This is a genomic window from Lentzea fradiae (assembly GCF_900100955.1).
Lineage (GTDB): Bacteria > Actinomycetota > Actinomycetes > Mycobacteriales > Pseudonocardiaceae > Lentzea > Lentzea fradiae.
The window spans coordinates 105,095-123,051 of sequence record NZ_FNCC01000019.1 but is presented as its reverse complement, the minus strand read 5'-3'; the positions used below and the strand labels follow the sequence as shown (position 1 = coordinate 123,051).

Annotated in this window: 12 protein-coding genes; 1 reads left to right on the top strand and 11 read right to left on the bottom strand. The window is 73.4% G+C overall.

Going from position 1 to position 17,957, the window contains the following annotated elements; all coding sequences use genetic code 11:
- Positions 1-9: 9 nt before the first annotated feature.
- Genes BLT23_RS35470 through BLT23_RS35450 form a run of 5 tightly spaced genes read right to left on the bottom strand, consistent with a single transcriptional unit; the run spans position 10 to position 5,068 of the window.
- A complete protein-coding gene (locus tag BLT23_RS35470) occupies positions 10-1,803 on the bottom strand; it encodes a gamma-glutamyltransferase family protein (RefSeq protein WP_090058478.1) in 1,794 nt (597 codons plus the stop codon).
- Positions 1,797-2,717, bottom strand: a complete 921-nt coding sequence (locus tag BLT23_RS35465; protein WP_090058474.1) for a PhzF family phenazine biosynthesis protein — start codon at positions 2,715-2,717, stop codon at positions 1,797-1,799. Before BLT23_RS35465 ends, BLT23_RS35470 begins: the two co-directional genes overlap by 7 nt.
- Complete coding sequence (locus BLT23_RS35460; protein WP_090058469.1) at positions 2,714-3,613, bottom strand: LLM class flavin-dependent oxidoreductase; 900 nt, start codon at positions 3,611-3,613, stop codon at positions 2,714-2,716. Before BLT23_RS35460 ends, BLT23_RS35465 begins: the two co-directional genes overlap by 4 nt.
- Before the next feature lie 16 nt (positions 3,614-3,629).
- Positions 3,630-4,568 carry a hypothetical protein gene (locus tag BLT23_RS35455; RefSeq protein ID WP_090058465.1) on the bottom strand — a complete coding sequence of 313 codons (939 nt, stop codon included), beginning with the start codon at positions 4,566-4,568 and terminating at the stop codon, positions 3,630-3,632.
- Positions 4,565-5,068 carry a VOC family protein gene (locus BLT23_RS35450; protein ID WP_245744525.1) on the bottom strand — a complete coding sequence of 168 codons (504 nt, stop codon included), beginning with the start codon at positions 5,066-5,068 and terminating at the stop codon, positions 4,565-4,567. Before BLT23_RS35450 ends, BLT23_RS35455 begins: the two co-directional genes overlap by 4 nt.
- Positions 5,069-5,316: 248 nt before the next feature.
- Here BLT23_RS35450 and BLT23_RS35445 point away from each other — a divergent pair, with 248 nt between their 5' ends.
- Positions 5,317-5,985 (top strand): O-methyltransferase, encoded by a 669-nt coding sequence (locus BLT23_RS35445; protein WP_090058461.1) that lies wholly within the window; start codon positions 5,317-5,319, stop codon positions 5,983-5,985.
- Between the two features lie 63 nt (positions 5,986-6,048).
- On the opposite strand, the gene BLT23_RS35440 is transcribed toward BLT23_RS35445, so the two are convergent.
- The 6 genes from BLT23_RS35440 to BLT23_RS35415 all read right to left on the bottom strand — a co-directional run bounded on the left by BLT23_RS35440 (position 6,049) and on the right by BLT23_RS35415 (position 17,803).
- Positions 6,049-7,599: a 4-hydroxyphenylacetate 3-hydroxylase family protein gene (locus BLT23_RS35440; RefSeq protein WP_090058457.1), complete on the bottom strand. Its 1,551-nt coding sequence runs from the start codon at positions 7,597-7,599 to the stop codon at positions 6,049-6,051.
- Between the two features lie 16 nt (positions 7,600-7,615).
- A complete protein-coding gene (locus BLT23_RS35435; RefSeq protein WP_090058453.1) occupies positions 7,616-8,161 on the bottom strand; it encodes a flavin reductase family protein in 546 nt (181 codons plus the stop codon).
- Positions 8,148-10,067 (bottom strand): chorismate-binding protein, encoded by a 1,920-nt coding sequence (locus BLT23_RS35430; protein ID WP_090058449.1) that lies wholly within the window; start codon positions 10,065-10,067, stop codon positions 8,148-8,150. Before BLT23_RS35430 ends, BLT23_RS35435 begins: the two co-directional genes overlap by 14 nt.
- Positions 10,064-11,278, bottom strand: a complete 1,215-nt coding sequence (locus tag BLT23_RS35425; protein ID WP_245744524.1) for a 3-deoxy-7-phosphoheptulonate synthase — start codon at positions 11,276-11,278, stop codon at positions 10,064-10,066. The genes BLT23_RS35430 and BLT23_RS35425 overlap by 4 nt, the downstream gene beginning before the upstream one ends.
- 75 nt (positions 11,279-11,353) lie before the next feature.
- Positions 11,354-15,964: a non-ribosomal peptide synthetase family protein gene (locus BLT23_RS35420; RefSeq protein ID WP_090058444.1), complete on the bottom strand. Its 4,611-nt coding sequence runs from the start codon at positions 15,962-15,964 to the stop codon at positions 11,354-11,356.
- 51 nt (positions 15,965-16,015) lie between these two features.
- Positions 16,016-17,803, bottom strand: coding sequence for a non-ribosomal peptide synthetase (locus tag BLT23_RS35415; RefSeq protein ID WP_176947073.1), 1,788 nt, complete (start codon positions 17,801-17,803; stop codon positions 16,016-16,018).
- Positions 17,804-17,957 lie beyond the last annotated feature (154 nt).

Here is a 17,957-nt window from a genome sequence, read left to right as displayed (position 1 = left end):
ATCAGGTGATTACCTGGCTATCGCGTATGCCTGCTGTCCACGCGGGCTGGCCGCCGCCAGCACCAGGTCGTCGCCGGTACGGCCGGTGACGCACACCTTGCCCAGGGTGCCCGGTTGCACCTCGTGCACCTCGTGACCGCGGCGGCGCAGCTCCTCGACCACCGCCCGGTCGCGGCCCGACTCGGTGACCAGCGCCAGCGGCCTCGCCCGGCGCGGGGTGAACGACGACGGCACGTGGTCGGTGTGGAACGCGGTCGCCTCCACCGCCTCCTGCACGCCCATCCCGAAGTCCACGTGGTTGACGAAGAAGTTCAGCGTCCACTGGTCCTGCTGGTCACCACCCGGCGTGCCGAACGCCAGGTGCGGCGCACCGTCGCGCAGCACGATCGTGGGGCTCAGCGTGGTGCGAGGGCGCTTTCCCGGGGCGAGGGTGTTCGGGTGGCCGTCCACCAGCCACGCCATCTGCCCGCGGGTGCCGAGCGGGAAGCCCAGGCCGGGCACGACAGGCGAGCTCTTGAGCCAGCCGCCGCTGGGCGTCGCCGCGACGACGTTGCCCTCCGCGTCGGTGGCTGTGACGCAGCAGGTGTCGCCGCGCGCGGCGGTCCGCCGCACCACCGCGGGTACGCCGTCGTCGAGCTGGAGCAGCCACGACGGCTCGTCCGGCACCGCGTCGTGGTCGAGCAGCGGTGGCAGGAGCGGTGCGCGGTCGTCGGGGGAGCCGGGGCGCAGCACGCCGGAGGCGGTCGCGCCGACCAGCGCCCGCCGCTCGTCGGCGTACCCGCGGTCCAGCAGCGTCTTCAGCGGCACGTCCGCGTGCTGCGGGTCCCCGTACCACGCTTCGCGGTCGGCGAACGCCAGCTTCGCGCACTCCACCACGGTGTGCAGGTGGTCCGCGCTGCCCGCGCCCATCGAGGCCAGGTCGAAGCCCTCCAGCAGGGCGAGCTGCTGCAGGAACACCGGGCCCTGCGACCAGGGGCCCGGCTTGTGCACGCTCAGGCCCCGGTAGGACAGGGACACCGACTCCTCGACGACCGGCCGCCAGGACGCCAGGTCGGCGCCTGTCAACAGGCCCCCGTTGCGACGGCCGGTGGAGTCGGCCATCCGCGCGGTGGTGGTGAACCGGTCGATCGCCTCGGCGACGAAACCCTCGTAGAACGCCCGCAGCGCGGCGTCGACGCGCTGCTCGCGGGTGCCGCCCGCGGCCTGGGACTCGGCCAGCAGGCGCCGGTAGGTCTCCGCCAGCGCCGGGTTGCGAAGCCGCTGGCCCGGTGCCGGAGCCCGGCCGTCGAGGAGGTACGTCCGCCCCGACTCCGCCCATTCGTCGCGGAACAGCTCCTCCAGCGAGCCGATCATCTCCGCCGCCTTCGGCAGCACCGGGTACCCGTGCTCGGCGTAGTGCACGGCGGGGGCGAGCACGTCGGCCAGCGGCAGCCGCCCGTAGTCGCGCACCAGCAGCAGCCACGCGCCGAACGCGCCGGGGACGCACGCCGGCAGCAGGCCGGAGCCCGGTACCGCGGACAGGCCGCGGGCGCGGAACTCCTCCGGGGTGGCGCGGGCGGGCATCGGCCCCTGCCCGCACACCACCTCCACCCGTCCGGAACCGGCTCGGTGCACCATGATCGGCACGTCGCCGGCCGGTCCGTTGAGGTGGGGCTCGACCACCTGGATGACGAACGCGGCCGCGGCCGCCGCGTCGAAGGCGTTGCCGCCCAGGTCGAACATCGCCATCCCCGCCGCGGAGGCGAGCCAGTGGGTCGAGGACACCGCGGCCTTCGTGCCGCGCAGTTCGGGTCGGGTCAACATGGTCGTTCCTCCGGTGTGGGTGCAGGCCGGGCCGGTGCGGTGGTGGCCGATGCGGGGAGCGTCATCCGGCCCTTGGCCGCCGGCAGGACGGCGCCGGACACCGACGCCCCCGTCACCCGGCCGCCCACGACGTCCACGCGGCAGTCGAGGAGGGCCGGGCGGTGCAGTTCGACGCCCTGGCGCAGCCGGTACGGGTGGGAGCCGGTGGTCGCGGGCAGCAGGCCGGTCCGCACCAGCCACGGCCCGAGCGCGAGCGCGGCCGAGGCGCAGGCCGGGTCCTCCGGCATCGCGTAGCCCGGCGCGAACATCCGGGCGCGGGCCGTGCGCGTCGCGGCGTCCCAGGCGAAGACCAGGACGTCCGGCTGGCCGCGCCAGACCGGGTGCTCCGGGCGCAGCGCGGCGCGGGCCGGTGCGTCCGGCCGCACCGGCAGGAGGTGGAACGCCGGGCCGAACCCCGCCGTCGCGGCGGGCCCGGCGACGTCCTCGGGCCGCAGCCCGCACGCCTCGGCGGGCCCGGCGGGGTCGAACGGGGAGATCTCCAGCGGTCCGGCGGTGGTGGTCAGGGACGCGCCGTCGACGTCGGCCTCCACCGGCAGCAGGCGTTCGCCGCACTGCTGCACCAGCCGTCCGGTGGCCACCCGGCCCAGGCGCACCAGCGTGGCCGCCGTGCCCACCGCCGAGTGCCCGCCGAACGGCGACTCGCCGCCGGGGTTGAACACCCGCACCCGGTGGGTGGCGCCGGGGGCCGTCGCGGGCAGCACGAAGGCCGTCTCCGAGGTGCCGATCTCGCGGGCCACCGCGGCCATCGCCGCGTCGGACAGGTGCTCGGAGTCGGGGACCACGCCGAGCGCGCACCCGGTGAGCGGGCCCTCGGCGAACATGTCCACGACCTCGTACTCGATCCGGGTGTTCACCGCCGCCCTCCCGCGCTCGTCGCCGTCAGGTCTCGCGCGATGTCCTCCAGCACCCGCTCGTCGCCCGCGTAGGGGAAGTCCGCGCGCGGCCAGTGCACGACCAGGTCGGTGATGCCGATCTCGGCGAACCGGCCGGCCGCGTCCCGCCAGGACTCCACCGAGTCCAGGACACCGCCGACCGCCGCGCCGGTCAGCAGCAGCCTGCGCAGCGACCCTGGGTGCCGCCCGGCCGCGACGCACGCGTCCTCGGCCATCCGCACCTGCGCGGCGACACCGGGCAGCGCCAGCTCGTACGGCCGCGCGTCGAAGGTGGCGGGCGGGCCCGCGGTGACCCAGGTCTGCGCGTACCGGGCGGCCAGCCGCATCCCGCGCGGCCCGGTGGCCGCGATGGCGAACGGCGTGCGCGGCGTGGTCGTGCACCCCGGGTGCATGTGCACCTCGTCGGCCCGGTAGTGCTCACCGTCGTAGGAGGTCACGCGCTGGCGCAGCAGGAGGTCGGTCAGCTCGACGAACTCCGCGAACCGGTCCGCCCGCTCCCTCGGCGTGCGCTCGACGGGGTCGACCACCAGGTCGTCCACCGCACCCGCGCCCGCGCCGAGCCCGCACGTGAACCGCCCGTCGCTGATGTCGTCCAGCGACATGACCTCCTTGGCGAACGGCACCGGGTGGCGGTAGGTGGGGGTGGCCACCATCGTGCCGAGACCGATCCTGGTGGTCGCCGTCGCGGCGGCGGTCAGCGTGGGCACCGTGCCGAACCACGGCTTGTCCCGCAGCCACCGCCACATCAGCTGGTCGTAGGTCCAGGCGTGGTCGAACCCGTACTCCTCGGCACGGGTCCACCGCGTCCGGGCGTCCCGCCAGCGCTGCTCGGGGAGGATCAGCACTCCGTGTCGCACTTCCGCTCCTCACGCGTCAGCCGGTGACGCCGGTGACCAGCGCGGCCAGCCCGGTGACGATCGAGGTGAACTCGCGCTCCTGCACGACGACGCCGGGGGCCCTCAGCTCCGGTGGCAGGTCCGGCGAGTCGGCGTCCTGACCCGGGTAGAGCCCGTTCTCGGTGACGTCCAGGGCGATGGCCTTGAGCCGTCGCACCAGCTGCCGGGCGACCTCCGGCCGGTCGACCGGGGCGCGCAGCGTCATGAAGTAGTTGTCGTAGACGACCGCGCGCATCTGCGGGTGCAGCAGGCGCGTCTCCGCGACGGTCTCCTGCAGCAGCGACCGTCCGCCCGGCACCAGCTTGGCCGCGATGCCCGCGTGCACCTCGTGGTAGGCGCGCACGTGCTCCGCGAGCTCCTGCCCCGCCGGGGTCTGCGACCACGGGAAGGTCCGGCCCCGCAGCAGCCGCCGCACCGGCGCGAAGTCCGGCGCCCACGCGCCGCTGAACCCCCGGTGCTGGAGGAACATGCTGGGGCGGATGACCTCGTGGTAGACGTCGTTCGGGCAGGAGCCGGTGTAGAGCAGCATCGCGGTGTACGCCTGCACCAGCCGGCCCATCACGGCGAGGTGGCGCGGCTCGTCCGGCTCGGCCTCGGCGTCGTGCTGCGCCCGCGCCAGGTACTGCCACATCGCGAACGTGGCCTGGTGGCCGGTGATCCAGCGGAACCAGAACACCTGGTGGGCCTCGTCGGTGCCGGCCAGGGCGGGCGCGGACCGGCGGCACGGGGGCAGCGCCTCCAGCTCCCGCAGCAGCGCGGCCGTCTCCTCGTCGGGCACGACGTCCGGCGGCCCGCCGCGGGCGTCGCGGCCAGGAGGGTCGGGCAGCACCAGGGGCTCCAGGCCGTAGGGGAAGTCGCCGAAGTCCCAGCCCTGCCGTGCGGGGAGGTCCGCCAGCACGGCGGTGGACGTGCTCATCGGTCACCGCCGGGCACGTAGGTCAGCTCGAACTCCAGGCCGTTGACGTCCACCAAATAGCAGCTCTGCACGCCGTCGGCGTCGGTGACGACGTCGGTGGGCATCTCGTCGGAGGCGAAGCGGTAGCGGCCGGACGCGTGCAGCTCCAGCCAGCGCTCGCGCCAGGCGACCAGGTCCTGCGGGGAGGAGACCACGAGGCACACGTGCTGGAACTGGACCTTGTCCCCGCCGGGCAGGCCCTCGATGTCGTCGGCGCGTTCGAACAGGTGAAAGCGCAGGTCGCCCACCTTGACCTCGGTGAGCCGCTTCATGCCGGGCAGCCTGCTCTCGGTCAGGTCGGAGAACTCCTCGAGGCTCCACTTCTCGGCACACCCGAAGAAGTCCCGGTACCACGCCACGCAGTTCGCCAGGTCACTGGTCTGGATGCCGATGTGGTGCATTCGGGGCGCGGGCGGGAGCAGCGTGCTCACCTGGTTCGGCGAGGCGGTCGTCTCGGTCACGGCTATTCCTCCGTAATCAGGGTGCGGAATAGTGGTCTCTATTTGATGCTAAGCACGTCCGAGGCGGTATTGCAAGTTGTCGAGGCGTATTTATTCAATGGTTTCGCGACAGTCTGATAAAGAGCGCGCTAAGGCCGGTGAGCTGGTGTTTCGCTCACCTGGTCGCAATTTACGGCATTCGGATGAAAGTGAGTTCGGATGATTTCCGGAGTTTGCCTGCCGGGGTCTCCTCCGTAGAATTGTCAGGTATGGGACACGATTCTTGGAACGCAGTGGACGCCTACATCGACAACCTTCTCGTGGCGCCGGACCCGGCGCTGGAGGACGCGGCTCGGGCCAATGTCGGGTTCGAGCTCCCGGACATCGCGGTCTCGCCCGCCCAGGGCAAGTTCCTGCACCTGCTGGCACGGATCCGCGGCGCCAGGACGATCCTGGAGATCGGCACCTTCGGCGGGTACAGCACCATCTGGCTGGCCAGGGCACTGCCCGCCGGCGGCACGCTGGTGACCATCGAGTACGAGGAGTCCTTCGCCGCCGCGGCCGCCGGGCACATCGCCCGCGCCGGCGTCGCCGACCGGGTCCGCCAGCTGACCGGCCGGGCGCTGGACGTCCTGCCCGGCCTCGCCGGCGATCCCGCCGCACCCTTCGACCTGGTGTTCGTCGACGCCAACAAGCCCGACATCCCCGAGTACTTCGAGTGGGCGCTCAAGCTCACCCGCACCGGCTCGCTGATCGTCGTCGACAACGTGGTGCAGGGCGGCGCGGTCGCCGACCCCGGCCACCCCGACCGTGGTGTGCGGGGTGTGCGCCGCTTCCTGGAGCTCGTCGCCGACGAGCCCCGCGTGGAGGCGACGACCCTGCAGACCGTCGGCGCCAAGGGCCATGACGGCTTCACCCTCGCACTGGTCACGGGATGACCGCGGGCGCGGGCGGCGGACGCACCGCCGCCCGCGCCCCGGTCGCCCGGCGGCGCCACGTCGTCACTCCCGGCCGGGGCCGGCCAGGTCCGGCGCGGTCCACCCGTCCAGGTCGTACTCGGACATGCACTGCTCGGCGAAGCCCTTGTACTCGTCCACCTGACCGGAGGCCGTCTGCGCCAGCAGCAGCTCGATGCGCACGTTCTCGTGGTTGCCGGAGTAGTTGCGCTCGTAGAGCTCGTGACGGCCCGCGAACTCGGTGCCCACCGAGTCCCAGATCAGCTTCATCAGCTTGGCCCGCGACACCGCGTCGTAGCCGCCGGAGCCGCGCATGAAGCGGTCCAGGTACGGCCGCAGCTCCGGTTCGCGGAAGTCCTTGGCGTGCGAGTTGAGGTAGATCAGGGCACTGCTGAGGTCCTGCATGATGATCTCCCGCACCCGCGGGTAGCCCAGCGTCATGAACCACCGGTACGCCATGCCGTAGTCCAGGTTCGGCAGCACCGCGTCCCCGTGCCACGCGTTCGGCGTGCGTGCCATCGCGTCGCTCAGGCCCCAGAACAGGTTGCGCCACGCCAGCACCTCGCCGACGCGGGTCTGCACCCCGCGGAAGTCCTTGGTGCCGGTCACCTCCAGGCCCTTGAGCAGCAGGCCGGCCAGGAAGTCCAGCTTCACGCCCAGCCGCGTCACGCCGTGGAAGGTGAGCCGGTGGGTGAAGCCGGACTGGGTGAGGAACGTGCCCGCCTTCGCCGTGTCGCCGTAGATGAACACGTTCTCCCACGGGATCTTCACCCGGTCGAGGATGAAGATGGTGTCGTTCTCGTCCAACCGGCTCGACAGCGGCTGGTCGAACGGGCTGCCCGTCCGCGCGGACGCCAGCTCGTAGGACTGCCGGCAGATCAGCTTCAGCCCCGGCGCGTTCATCGGGAACGTGGCGACGAGCGCGAACTCCTTCTTCTTCACCGGCAACCCGTAGTGGGCGATGAAGTTCGCGTGGGTCAGCGCCGACCCGGTGGCCACCACCTTGGCGCCGCTGACCACCAGGCCGTCGTCACGCTCCTCCTCGACGTGCACGAAGACGTCGTCCACCTCGTCCGGCGGGCGGTTCCTGTCGACCGGCGGGTTGATCACCGCGTGGTTCCAGAACAGCACCTTCTCCTGCGCCTCGGTGTACCAGCGGCGCGCGTTGCCCGCGAAGTCGCCGTAGTACTCGGGCTTCGCGCCCAGCGTCGTCAGGAAGCTCGCCTTGTAGTCGGGGCTGCGGCCCAGCCAGCCGTAGGACAGCCGGGCCCACCTGGCGATGGCGTCGCGGTCGTGGACCAGGTCCTCGACGCTGCGCGGCACGCGGAAGAAGCTGTGCGTGAAGCCGTCGCTGCCGGTGTCGGTCGGCACGGTCAGCACGTCCCGGTGCTCCGGGTCGTGCAGCGCGTCGTAGAGGCGTGCCGTCATGCGGGCGGTGTTGCGGAACGCCGGGTGCTCGGTGACGTCGCGCACGCGCTCGCCGTAGGCCCACACCTCGCGGCCGTCGCGGATGCTCTCCAGGTACTCGTCGCCGGTCATCGGCCGGGTCACACGCGCCCCGCTGGGGGCGGGTGCTCGGTCGCGCAACGTGGTCATGCCTGCTTTCCCTCCGTCAGCGGGTGGTGAGCTGGGGCGCCCAGCCGTCCAGCGTCAGCGACCACACCGGGTCGCCGTCGGCCATGCGCGGGAAGTCGCCCCGGTGGAACAGCAGCGGCCTGCCGCCGTGCAGCCGGAGGTCCTCGACCTCGGCCACGTGCAGCACGTGGTCGCCTCCGTCGTAGTTGCGCCACACCCGGCAGAACAGGTGGCCGACCACGCCGTCCAGGCGCGGGAGGTCGCCCTCCTGCTCGACCCAGGGCACGGGACCCGCCATCGGGCGGCCCGCGAAGTGCAGCGCCACGTCGCGCTGGGCCTCGCCGAGCACGTTCACCACGAACGTCCCCTCGGCCAGGTGCGCGCAGGCGCGGCTGCGCCGGTCCAGACAGGTCAGCACCAGCGGCGGCGTCAGCGACACCGACGTGAAGGCGTTGACCGTCGCGCCGTGCACCACGTCCCCGCGCCGGCAGGTCACCACGGTGACACCGGTGGGGAAGTTGCCCAGGAAGCGGCGCAGCTCCCGGGGCTCGACGCGGAGCGCGGCCTGGCTAGACGTGCTCATGGACGTGCTCTCCTCTCGTGCGCGGGGCGACCGGTGCCGCGGCGTCGTGCGCGAGCGCGTCGCGCAGCATGGTCCGCAGGATCGCGGGACTGTCCTCGGTCAGGAACGACTCGGCGTGGAACTGGGCCGTGGACAGCCCGGGGGCGCGCAGCGCCAGCACCCACCCGTCCGGGTCGGTCTCGACGTGCACCGGCCGGTCGCCCGCGCGCACCGCCCGCTCACCGGCCCGCGCCGCGAAGCTGTTGTAGAAGCCCAGCCACCGTTCCCGGTCGTGCACCCGCACCCGTCGGCGCCGCCCCTGGTGAGGACGCGGCAGCCGGACCGGTGGCAGTCCCAGCCGGTCGCACACCACCTGGTGGCCCAGGCACACCGCGACCAGGGGGCGGCACCGCTCCAGGGCGTCGGCGGCGAGGTCGTGCAACGCCGCGATCCTGGGATCGCCCAGGTCGGTCGGCGTGCCGGGCCCCGGGCCCAGCAGCAGCACGCCCTCGTCCGCGTCGGCGGCGGACGCCCGCCACCACGGCACCACCCGCACCGCGCAGCCCAGCGCCCGCAGCTGGTACGCCAGCATCGCGCTGAAGTCGTCCTCGGCGTCCACGACGGTCACCGGCACGCCCCGCAGCAGCGGGTCCGTCACGCGCTGCGCGTCCGCCGACCGCCAGAACGCCGACACACCGTCGTTGCGGGACCGGAGCACCTCGTTCAGCGCGGCGGACGGCGGCGCGGCGGCCGGAGCCGTCCGCCCGCCGGTCATCACCCGCAGCATCGCGGCGGCCTTCGCGGAGGTCTCGGCGGCCTCCGCGGCCGGCACCGAGTGGCGCACGATCGTCGCGCCCGTGGTGAGCCGGACGGCGCCGTCCGCCGCGATGTCGGCCATCCGGATCAGGATCGCCGAGTCCAGCGACCGGCGGCCCCGCTCGGCGCCCACCATCGCGACCACGCCGCTGTAGTAGCCGCGCCCGCCGGGCTCGTACCTCGCGACCACCCGGCAGGCGTTCTCCAGCGGGCTGCCGGTCACCGTCGGCGCGAACGTGGTGCGCCGCAGCACCTCGGCCAGCGGGCGGCCGGAGCGTCCGGTCAGGTGGTAGCCGGTGTGCGCGACGTGCGACATCCACGTCAGCGACGGCCCGGAGACCACCACGTCCCGGTCGCACAGCGCCGCCATCATCTTCAGCTCCTCGTCGACGACCATGTAGAGCTCGTCGACCTCCTTGGGATCGCGCAGGAACCGCAGCAGACCGTCGTGGTCCGCCCCGCCCTCCGGCATCCGGTAGGTGCCGCTGATGGGGTTCATCGCCAGCTCGTCGCCGTGCACGCGCACGTGCCGCTCGGGGGAGCTGCCGACCAGGTACCGGTCGCCGGTGTGCACCAGGAACGTCCAGTACGTGCCGCTCTCGCCGGTGAGCAGCCCGCGGAACACCGCCAGCGCCGCCTCCCGGCCGAAGTGCCGGAACCGGCCGTGCAGGCTGCGCGCCAGCACGAAGTTCGCCCCCTCGCCCGTCGCGATCTCCGACCGGACGAGGCGCTCGATGGTCTCGGCGTAGGCGTCGTCGTCCAGGTCGAACGCGAGCCCTTCGACCTGCGGGACCCGGGCGGGCAGCGCGGCGACGGCGTCGTCCACCGGCACCCGGTGCTCGCTGCGCACCTCCATCAGCAGCAGCGGTTCGCCGTCGTCGGGGCAGTCGAAGCCGCGCTCGGCGATCTGCCGGTAGGGCATGACGACCAGACCGGTGTGCCCGTCGCCGCGCCCGCTCGCCGGACCGTCGAGGTCCAGCTCGTCGAGCCGGGCGGCGCGGCGCACCGGGCCGGCGAGCACCTCGACCACGTCCACGCCGTCACCGGGGCGGTGCAGCAGCGCGAACGGACCGGACTCGGGCAGGCCGGGGAGCGTGGCGGACCGGCTCACGCCGCCACCCGCGGCGACTCGCGGTGCCAGTGGGCGACGGCGGCGACGGCCTGCGTCGTGTTCAGCCGGGGGTCGCACAGCGTCCGGTAGTGCTCGCCGCGCCGCACCACGGCCCCCGCGCCCTCGCACTCGGACACGTCCGCGGGGGACGCCTCCAGGTGCAGGCCGGCCGGCACGCCGCCGTTGCCGGCGACCACCGAGACGAAGCGGTTGATCTCCGTCATCACGTCGTCGAGCCGGCGCGTCTTGAGGCCGTGGTCACCCACGACGGTGTTGCCGTGCATGGGGTCGCACAGCCACAGCACCGGGTGTCCCGCGCGCACGACCGCGCGCACCAGCGGCGCCAGGCCGTCGATGTGCGCCGCGCCGAAGCGGGGGATCAGGGTCAGCCTGCCGGGGGTGCGGTGCGGGTCCAGCGCGGAGCACAGGCCCAGCACCTCGTCCACGCTCGTGGTCGGGCCGATCTTGCACCCCACCGGGTTGTCCACGAGCGACAGCAGCCGCACGTGCGCGCCGTCGAGCTGCCGGGTGCGCTCGCCGATCCACGGCCAGTGCGTGCCGGTGAGGTACACCTCTCCGGTCGCGGTCCGGCGGACCTGCGGCACCTCGTAGTCCAGCAGCAGCGCCTCGTGGCTGGTCCACACCCGCTGCTCCGGCGCGGCACCGGCGCCGCGGCCGAGGTCGTCGATCACCCCGACGGCCCTGCGCGCGGCCACGTGGCCCAGCAGGACGCGCTCGGGGTCGGCGCGGCGCGCCGCCGCGGTGGGCACGGGGCTGTTGACGATCGAACCGCGGTAGACGGGCAGCTCCACGCCGTCGCACATCTCGGTCTCGGCGGAGCGAGGCTTGGCGTACTGCCCGGCGATGCGGCCGACCTTCAGCACCGGTGTGCCCGCACCGGTGCGCATGATGTCGCCGAGCAGGTCGAGCAGCTCCACCTTGGGGCGGATGTCGTCGGCCCCGCACTCGGCGGGGTCCTCGGCGCAGTCGCCGGCCTGGAGCACGGAGAACTCGCCGTGCACGGCGCGGGCCAGCAGCGCCGACAGCTCGCGCACCGACTCGTGGTCGATGATGGGTTCGGCGATGGACAGCCGGGTGCGCACCTCGGCCAGCCGGTGCTCGTCGCACCACCGGGGCTGCTGGCGTGCGGGCAGCGACTCGACGGCGTGAACCTCTCGCAGCCGATCGAAGCGGATCATCTGGGTCGTCATCGTGTTCCTCCACGACCCGCACGGGTGCGGGGCGGATAGGGTCGAATCGACGGGGGGACGGCACGACCTGGGTGGTCAGGCCACGGGCTCGGGCACCTCGGCCTCGGCGAGCTCACCGACGCCCTCGAAGTAGCGGATCATCCGCGCCACGGCACCCGGCTCGATGTCCGGGAACGGCAGGCCGAGCCGTTCGAGCAGCGTCGCGGTGAGGTCGTTGCGGTAGGTGTTGTCACCCAGTTCCAGCGCGCCCTCGCGGAACAGCGGCACGGTCGCCGCCAGCGCGTTGCCGCCGGGTGCGGCCGCGGAGCGCTCCAGCAGCTCCCACCAGTGGTCCTCGGCCACCACGCGCACGTCGTGGCCGCAGGCCCGGATGCCCTGGTAGACGGTGTCGAAGTCGGAGCCGCGCGGGTGGAACAGGTGCAGCGTCCTGTCGTGCGCTCCCGGGTCGCGGGAGAGCGCCACGACGGCGCGGGCGACGTAGTCCACCGGCAGCAGGTCGGTGGTCAGGGTGTCGCCGGGAGGGGCGGCGCCGAGCTGGATGAAGCTCTTGACCTGCCTCCACAGGAAGTCGTCCGGCTGGCACGCGCCGGTGGCGCTGTCGCCGGAGACGCGGCCGATGCGGTAGATCGTGACCGGCAGGCCCGCGTTCCCCGCCTGCGACACGATCCGCTCGGCCACCCACTTGCTCTGGGTGTAGCCGATGCCCAGCGCTTCCGGCGCCAGGGGCGTGGACTCCTCGGTGAGCACGCCCTCCGGCTCGGCGGGCGAGAACACCGCGATGGTGGACATGTGGTGCAGCCGCTTCACCCGGCGGTGCGCCGCGAACGCGACGACACGGGACGTGCCGTCCACATTGGTCGCCTTCACCGAGCTGTAGGGCAGCATGAAGTTGATGTGCGCGGCGGCGTGGTACACCACGCCGACCGCCTCCGCCAGCGCGTCGTGGTCCTCTTCGGACAGTCCGAGGCGCTCGCGGGTCAGGTCGCCGGGGACGGCCACCACGCGTGCCGGGTCGAGGGCCTCCTCGATGCCGTACCGCCGCGCGGTGTCCAGCAGCCGGGCCCACGCCCGCTCCGCGTCGCCGGCCCTGACCAGGCAGTGCACCCGCAGGTTCGTCGTGCGCAGCAGGTCGCGCACCAGGAACGCGCCGAGGAACCCGGTCGCGCCGGTGAGCAGCACGTCGGTCACCTCGTCGTCGGCCACCGGGGTCCCGCTCACCGCGAAACCCTCCGGGAGGCGGACCTCGGCGGGCAGGTCGAGGCCGCGTGGCGCGGCCGTCGTGCCGGTGTCCCGGATCTCCGCGATGCGGGCCGCCATGCCCGCCACCGTCGGGTTCTCCAGCATCACCCGCAGCGGCAGGTCCACGTCGTGCTCGCGACGCAGCCGGTAGACGAGCTCGGTCGCCATGATCGAGTGGCCGCCGAGGGTGAAGAAGTCGTCGTGGCGGCCGACCGCGCCGCCACCGAGCAGCTCGGCCCACTGCCGGGCCACCGACTCCTCCAGCGGCGTGGCGGGCGGTTCGGCCGGCGCGTCGGACCTGGTGTCCTCCAAGGAGAACATGCCCCGCAGCGCCTTGCGGTCGGCCTTGCCGCTCGGGGTCAGCGGCAGCCGCTCCAGCCGCACGACGTGCGCGGGCACCATGTGGTCGGGCAGCACGCCGGTCAGCGCGCGGGCGACCTCCCGGGGGTCTTCGGGACCGCCCGCGACGAACGCCACCAGCCGCCGGTCTCCGGGCGCGACGTCCACCGCCGTGACCGCCGACGCCGCGACCAGGTCCAGCGCGTCGATGGCGGCCTCGACCTCGGCGGGCTCGATCCGGTAGCCCCTGATCTTGATCTGGTCGTCCACGCGGCCCAGGTACTCCAGGCCGTCGCGGGTGCGCCGCACCAGGTCGCCCGTGCGGTACAGCACCTCGCCGGGGTGGAACGGGTCCGGCAGGAAGCGCTGCTCAGTCTCCTCCGGCCGCCGGTGGTAGCCCGGCGACAGCACCGGGCCGCCCAGGTGCAGCTCTCCCGGCACGCCCGGCGGCACGACCGCGCCGCGCCGGTCCAGCACGGCCAGGCGCAGGCCGGCGATGCCGTGGCCGATGGCGGGCGCCTCCGGCCAGGACGCCGGGTCGCCCCCGACCTCGTGCCAGGTCGCCAGGTGGGTCTCGGACGGGCCGTACATGTTCAGCAGGCGGGCATCGGGGTGCTCGGCGAAGAACCGGCGGATCTGCGGTGAGACGACGAGCTGCTCACCGACCGAGGCGACCTCGCGCAGCGCCTCCAGCCGCAGCCCGGCGTCCGCGGCGATGGCCGCGAGCCCCTGCACCGCGACGTAGGGCAGGTACACGCGGGCGATGTCGTGCCGGCGCAGGAACTCCGCCAGCGCGTGCAGGTCCTTGCGGACCTCCTCGGAGATCAGCACCAGGGTGCCGCCCGCGCACAGCGTGCCGAGGATCTCCATCACCGACACGTCGAACGACAGCGACATGTACTGCAACGTCCTGCCGGTCGCGCCGACGGGGGAGACCCGGTCCTGCACCTCGACCAGGTTGGCCACCGTCTCGTCGCGGATCACCACGCCCTTGGGGCGCCCGGTCGAGCCCGAGGTGTGGACGACGTAGACCTCGTCCTCCGGCCGCTTGACCCGGCCGGGGTCGTCGGCGGGCAGGCCGGACAGGTCCTCGCGGTCGAGCTCCAGCCGTTGCGCGGTGGCGGGCAGGCCGGACGCGGAAGCGGAGTCGGTGATGATGAGCCGCACACCCGCGTCCGCGAGCATGTCCTCGACGCGGTCGCGCGGGTAGGACGGGTCCACCGGCACGTAGGCCGCGCCGGACTTCAGCACGCCCAGCAGCGCCACCACCGACTCCACCGACCGCCGCAGGTACAGGCCGACGCGGTCGCCCACCCCGGTCCCGCGCTCGCGCAGGAGATGGGCGAGGCGGTTGGCCTGCTCGTTCAGCTCCCGGTAGGTCAGCGACCGGTCCTCGTGCTCCACGGCGACGGCGTCGGGTGCCTTCGCGACCCGTTCCTCGAACAGCTCCGAGGTCGGCCGCGGTGGCGTGCGCTCGGCCACCCGGTCGTCGCGCGCCAGCAGCGCGCGCTCCTCCCGCGGCGACAACAGGCGCACCTCGCCCAGCGCGGCGTCGGGCCGGCGCGCGAACTCCGCCAGCACGTGCACCAGGCGCTCGCCCAGTCCGCGCACGGTGCCGGCGTCGAACAGGTCGGTGTCGTACTCGAACGACGCGGCCAGCTCACCCGCGTCACCGGGCTGCAGCACCAGGGACAGGTCGTACTTGGCGCCGTGGCCGACGTCGCGGTGGATGGGCAGCCGCCGCCCGCCGCGCTCGAAGCAGGTCGAGCCGGGCGGGGTGAGCACCAGCATGGTCTGGATCAGCGGCGAGTAGCCGCCGCCCCGCTTGGGCCGCACCCGCTCGATGACCTTCTCGAACGGCGCCCACTTGTGCCGCATCGCGTCGGCGGCCTCGTCGCGCACCGCCCGCAGCAGGTCGCGCACGGTCGCGGTGTCGTCCAAGCGGTGCCGCAGCACCACCATGTTGACCAGGTAGCCGATGACGTCCTCCGCCTCGGCGGGGTCGCGCAGCGACACCGGGGTGCCGACCGCGACCTCGTCCTGCCGCGCGTACCGGGACAACAGCAGCGCGTACGCGGCATGGGCGATCATGAAGAGCGTGACGCCCTCGGCCGCGCCCAGCGCGTGCAGCTCGCGCACCAGCGGCGCGGGCACGGTGAACGGCAGCACGTCTCCGGCGAAGCGCCGGGTGGCCGGGCGCGGCCGGTCCGTCGGCAGGTCCAGCGCGGGCAGCTCGCCGCCGAGCCGGTCGGTCCAGTGGTCGAGCAGACGTGGCAGCTCGGGACCCGCGAGCCGCAGCTCGTGCCAGCGCGCGAAGTCCGCGTACTGGGGCCGGTCCCCGCGGTCCGCGGTGGGCAGACCGGTGACCACCTCGTCGTAGCGCGCCATCAGCTCGGTGAGGAACAACCCGGCGGAGGCGGCGTCGGAGGCGGCGTGGTGGATGTTGCACACGACCGCCGTCTCCCGCGGCCCACCGGCGCGCGTGGCGCAGACGACCGTCACCACCGGGTCGGCGCCGAGGTCGACCCTGGTCCGGGCGACCTCGGAGGCGATGGCGGCCGGCTCGTCGTCCGACGAGAACTCGCGCACCTCGTAGCGGAACCGCGCCTCGGGCGAGACCACCTGGGTCAGCACGCCGTCGCGCAGCAGCAGGTTGGTGCGCAGCACCTCGTGGCGGTCCACCACGCGCCGCACCGCTTCGCGCAGCGCCTCCGGATCCAGCGCTTCGGGGAACAGGACGTGGAACGGGCCGTTGTACGCGGTGGACGAGGGCGCGTACTGGTCGGCCAGCCAGATGCCGCTCTGCCCGGACGACGCCGGAACGGAGTCACCGCGCCGCTGCGCCAGCCCGGCGCTCAGCGAGGGCCGCCGCGGCGCGCCCTCGCGCAGCCGTTCCACCGCTCGCGCCAGCTCGCCCACCGTGTCGGCGCCGCGCACCAGCTCGCCGGTGAGCCCGGCGGCGAACACCGCGCGCACCGCCGCGCAGACCCGGGGCAGCGCGTCCGGACCGCCGCAGCGCCGGGACAGCGAGTCGGCGGCGGACAGGTCGGCCACACCGGTGACCGTCCGCGCCAGCTCCAGCACCGCGGATTCCAGTGGTGAGTTCACAGTCGCTCGTCTCCTCCGTCTCGGTCACCCGGCGCGCGTTCCCGGCACGGGTCAGCGGCTCACCGACTGGCTGTCGCGGACCTCGGCGATGAACGCGGCGAGGCGCTCGACGGTGCCGTGGCGGAAGACGTCCTCGGTCTCGATCTCCACCGCGAAGATCTTCTGGAGCCGGTTGGCCAGCTGGACGAAGTGCAGCGAGTTGCCGCCGTGGCCGAGGAACGAGTCGGTGGTGGTGAACTGCGCGTTGCCCGAGATGTCCTTCCACGCCTGGAGGATCACCGGTTCGAGCAGGGCAGCGGAGTCGTTCATGCTGTCATCGCCTTTCTCCGTCGTGCGGGGCGCGGACGGGTCCGTCAGCGCGCTGCGGTCGATCTTCCCGTTCACGTTGTGCGGCAACCGGTCCATGTGGTGGAACGAGGAGGGCACCGCGTAGCGGGGCACCTCGCCGGACAGGTAGGACACCAGGTCGTCGACCGGCACCTCCCGTCCGTCCGAAGTGGAGTAGAACGCGGCCAGGTGCTTCTCCTCCGCGGCCCCGCCGAACGCTCGCACCACGGCCTGCTCGACCGCGGGGTGCGCGCGGAGCGCGAGCTCCACCTCGCTCAGCTCCACCCGGAAGCCGCGGACCTTCACCATGCTGTCGGCCCGGCCCACCAGGACGACGTCGCCGTCGCCGGTGAGCCGCGCCAGGTCGCCGGTCCGGTACAGCACCGCGCCGTCCTGGCCGGACACGAACTTCTCGGCGGTCAGCTCCGGCTGGTCCAGGTACCCCAGTGCCACGCCGGAACCGCCCAGGCACAGCTGCCCGACCTCGCCGGGCGGGCACGGCCGCAGGTCGTCGTCCAGCACGTGCACCGCCACGCCGGGCAGCGGCCTGCCGACCGGCACGCGGTCGTACCGGCTGACGTCCTCGGGCGTGCGGATCGGGTGGAGCAGCGAGATCGTCGAGTTCTCGGTGCAGCCGTAGCCGTTGTAGATGACACCGTCGGTGAGCTCGGCGGCCCTGGCCAGGTGGGTGGGGGAGGGGAAGTCGCCGCTGAGCAGCACCGCCCGCAGACCGGACAGCGCCTCCGGCTCCTCGTTGACGAGGACGTTGAACAGGCCGCCCGGCATGCTCATCACGCTCACCCGGTGGCGCAGCAGCGCGTCGCACAGCACCGGCAGCGACGGCAGGCCGGGCGGCAGCACGACCAGCTTCGCGCCGTGCAGCAAGCTCAGCCAGATCTCGATGGTCGACGCGGCGAACGAGTATGCCGCGAGCTGCACCAGGGTGTCGTGTTCGGTCACGGCCAGCGGGCCCTGACCGGGGCCCAGGCGGGCCAGGCCGCGGTGCGCGATCCGCACGCCCTTGGGGCGGCCGGTCGAACCGGAGGTGAACATCAGGAACGCGAGGCTGTCACCGTCGAGGTCCACATCGGACTTCGCGACCTCGCCCCCGTCGTCCTCGGTCAGGACCGCCACCGGCGCCGTGCGCACCGCCGGTCCGAAGTCCAGCTCGCCGTCGTGCACCACCACCCGCATGCCGGACTCGGCGACCACCCGGCCGACGAACCGCTCGGGGTGCTCGGGGTTGAGCGGCGTGACGCAGGCGCCGGCCTTGAGGATGCCCAGCATCACCGCGTACAGCTCGGTGCGGCGGGCCATGTGCACGCCCACCGGTTCACCGGGGGCGACGTCCCACCGCTCACGCAGCCGCGCGGCGACGAGGTCGGAGCAGCGGTCCAGCTCGGCGTAGCTGGTGACGCGCTCGCCCTCCACCAGCGCCGGTCGCTCGGAGAACCGCTCGACCGCTCGCTCGAACAGGGTGGTCAGCACGAGCGGGGGCGGGGGCGCGGCCACGGCGCCGCTCCCGTGGTCGCGTGGTCCTGCAGCTTGTTCCGGCACTACAAGTCCTCCTCACGGAGAGACAGACGGATTCCTGACGGGACGAAGTGGCGGCGGCTGATCGGTCTAACTGATCGACCGGACATCTGGTTGTCCCTGGGAAATCAGT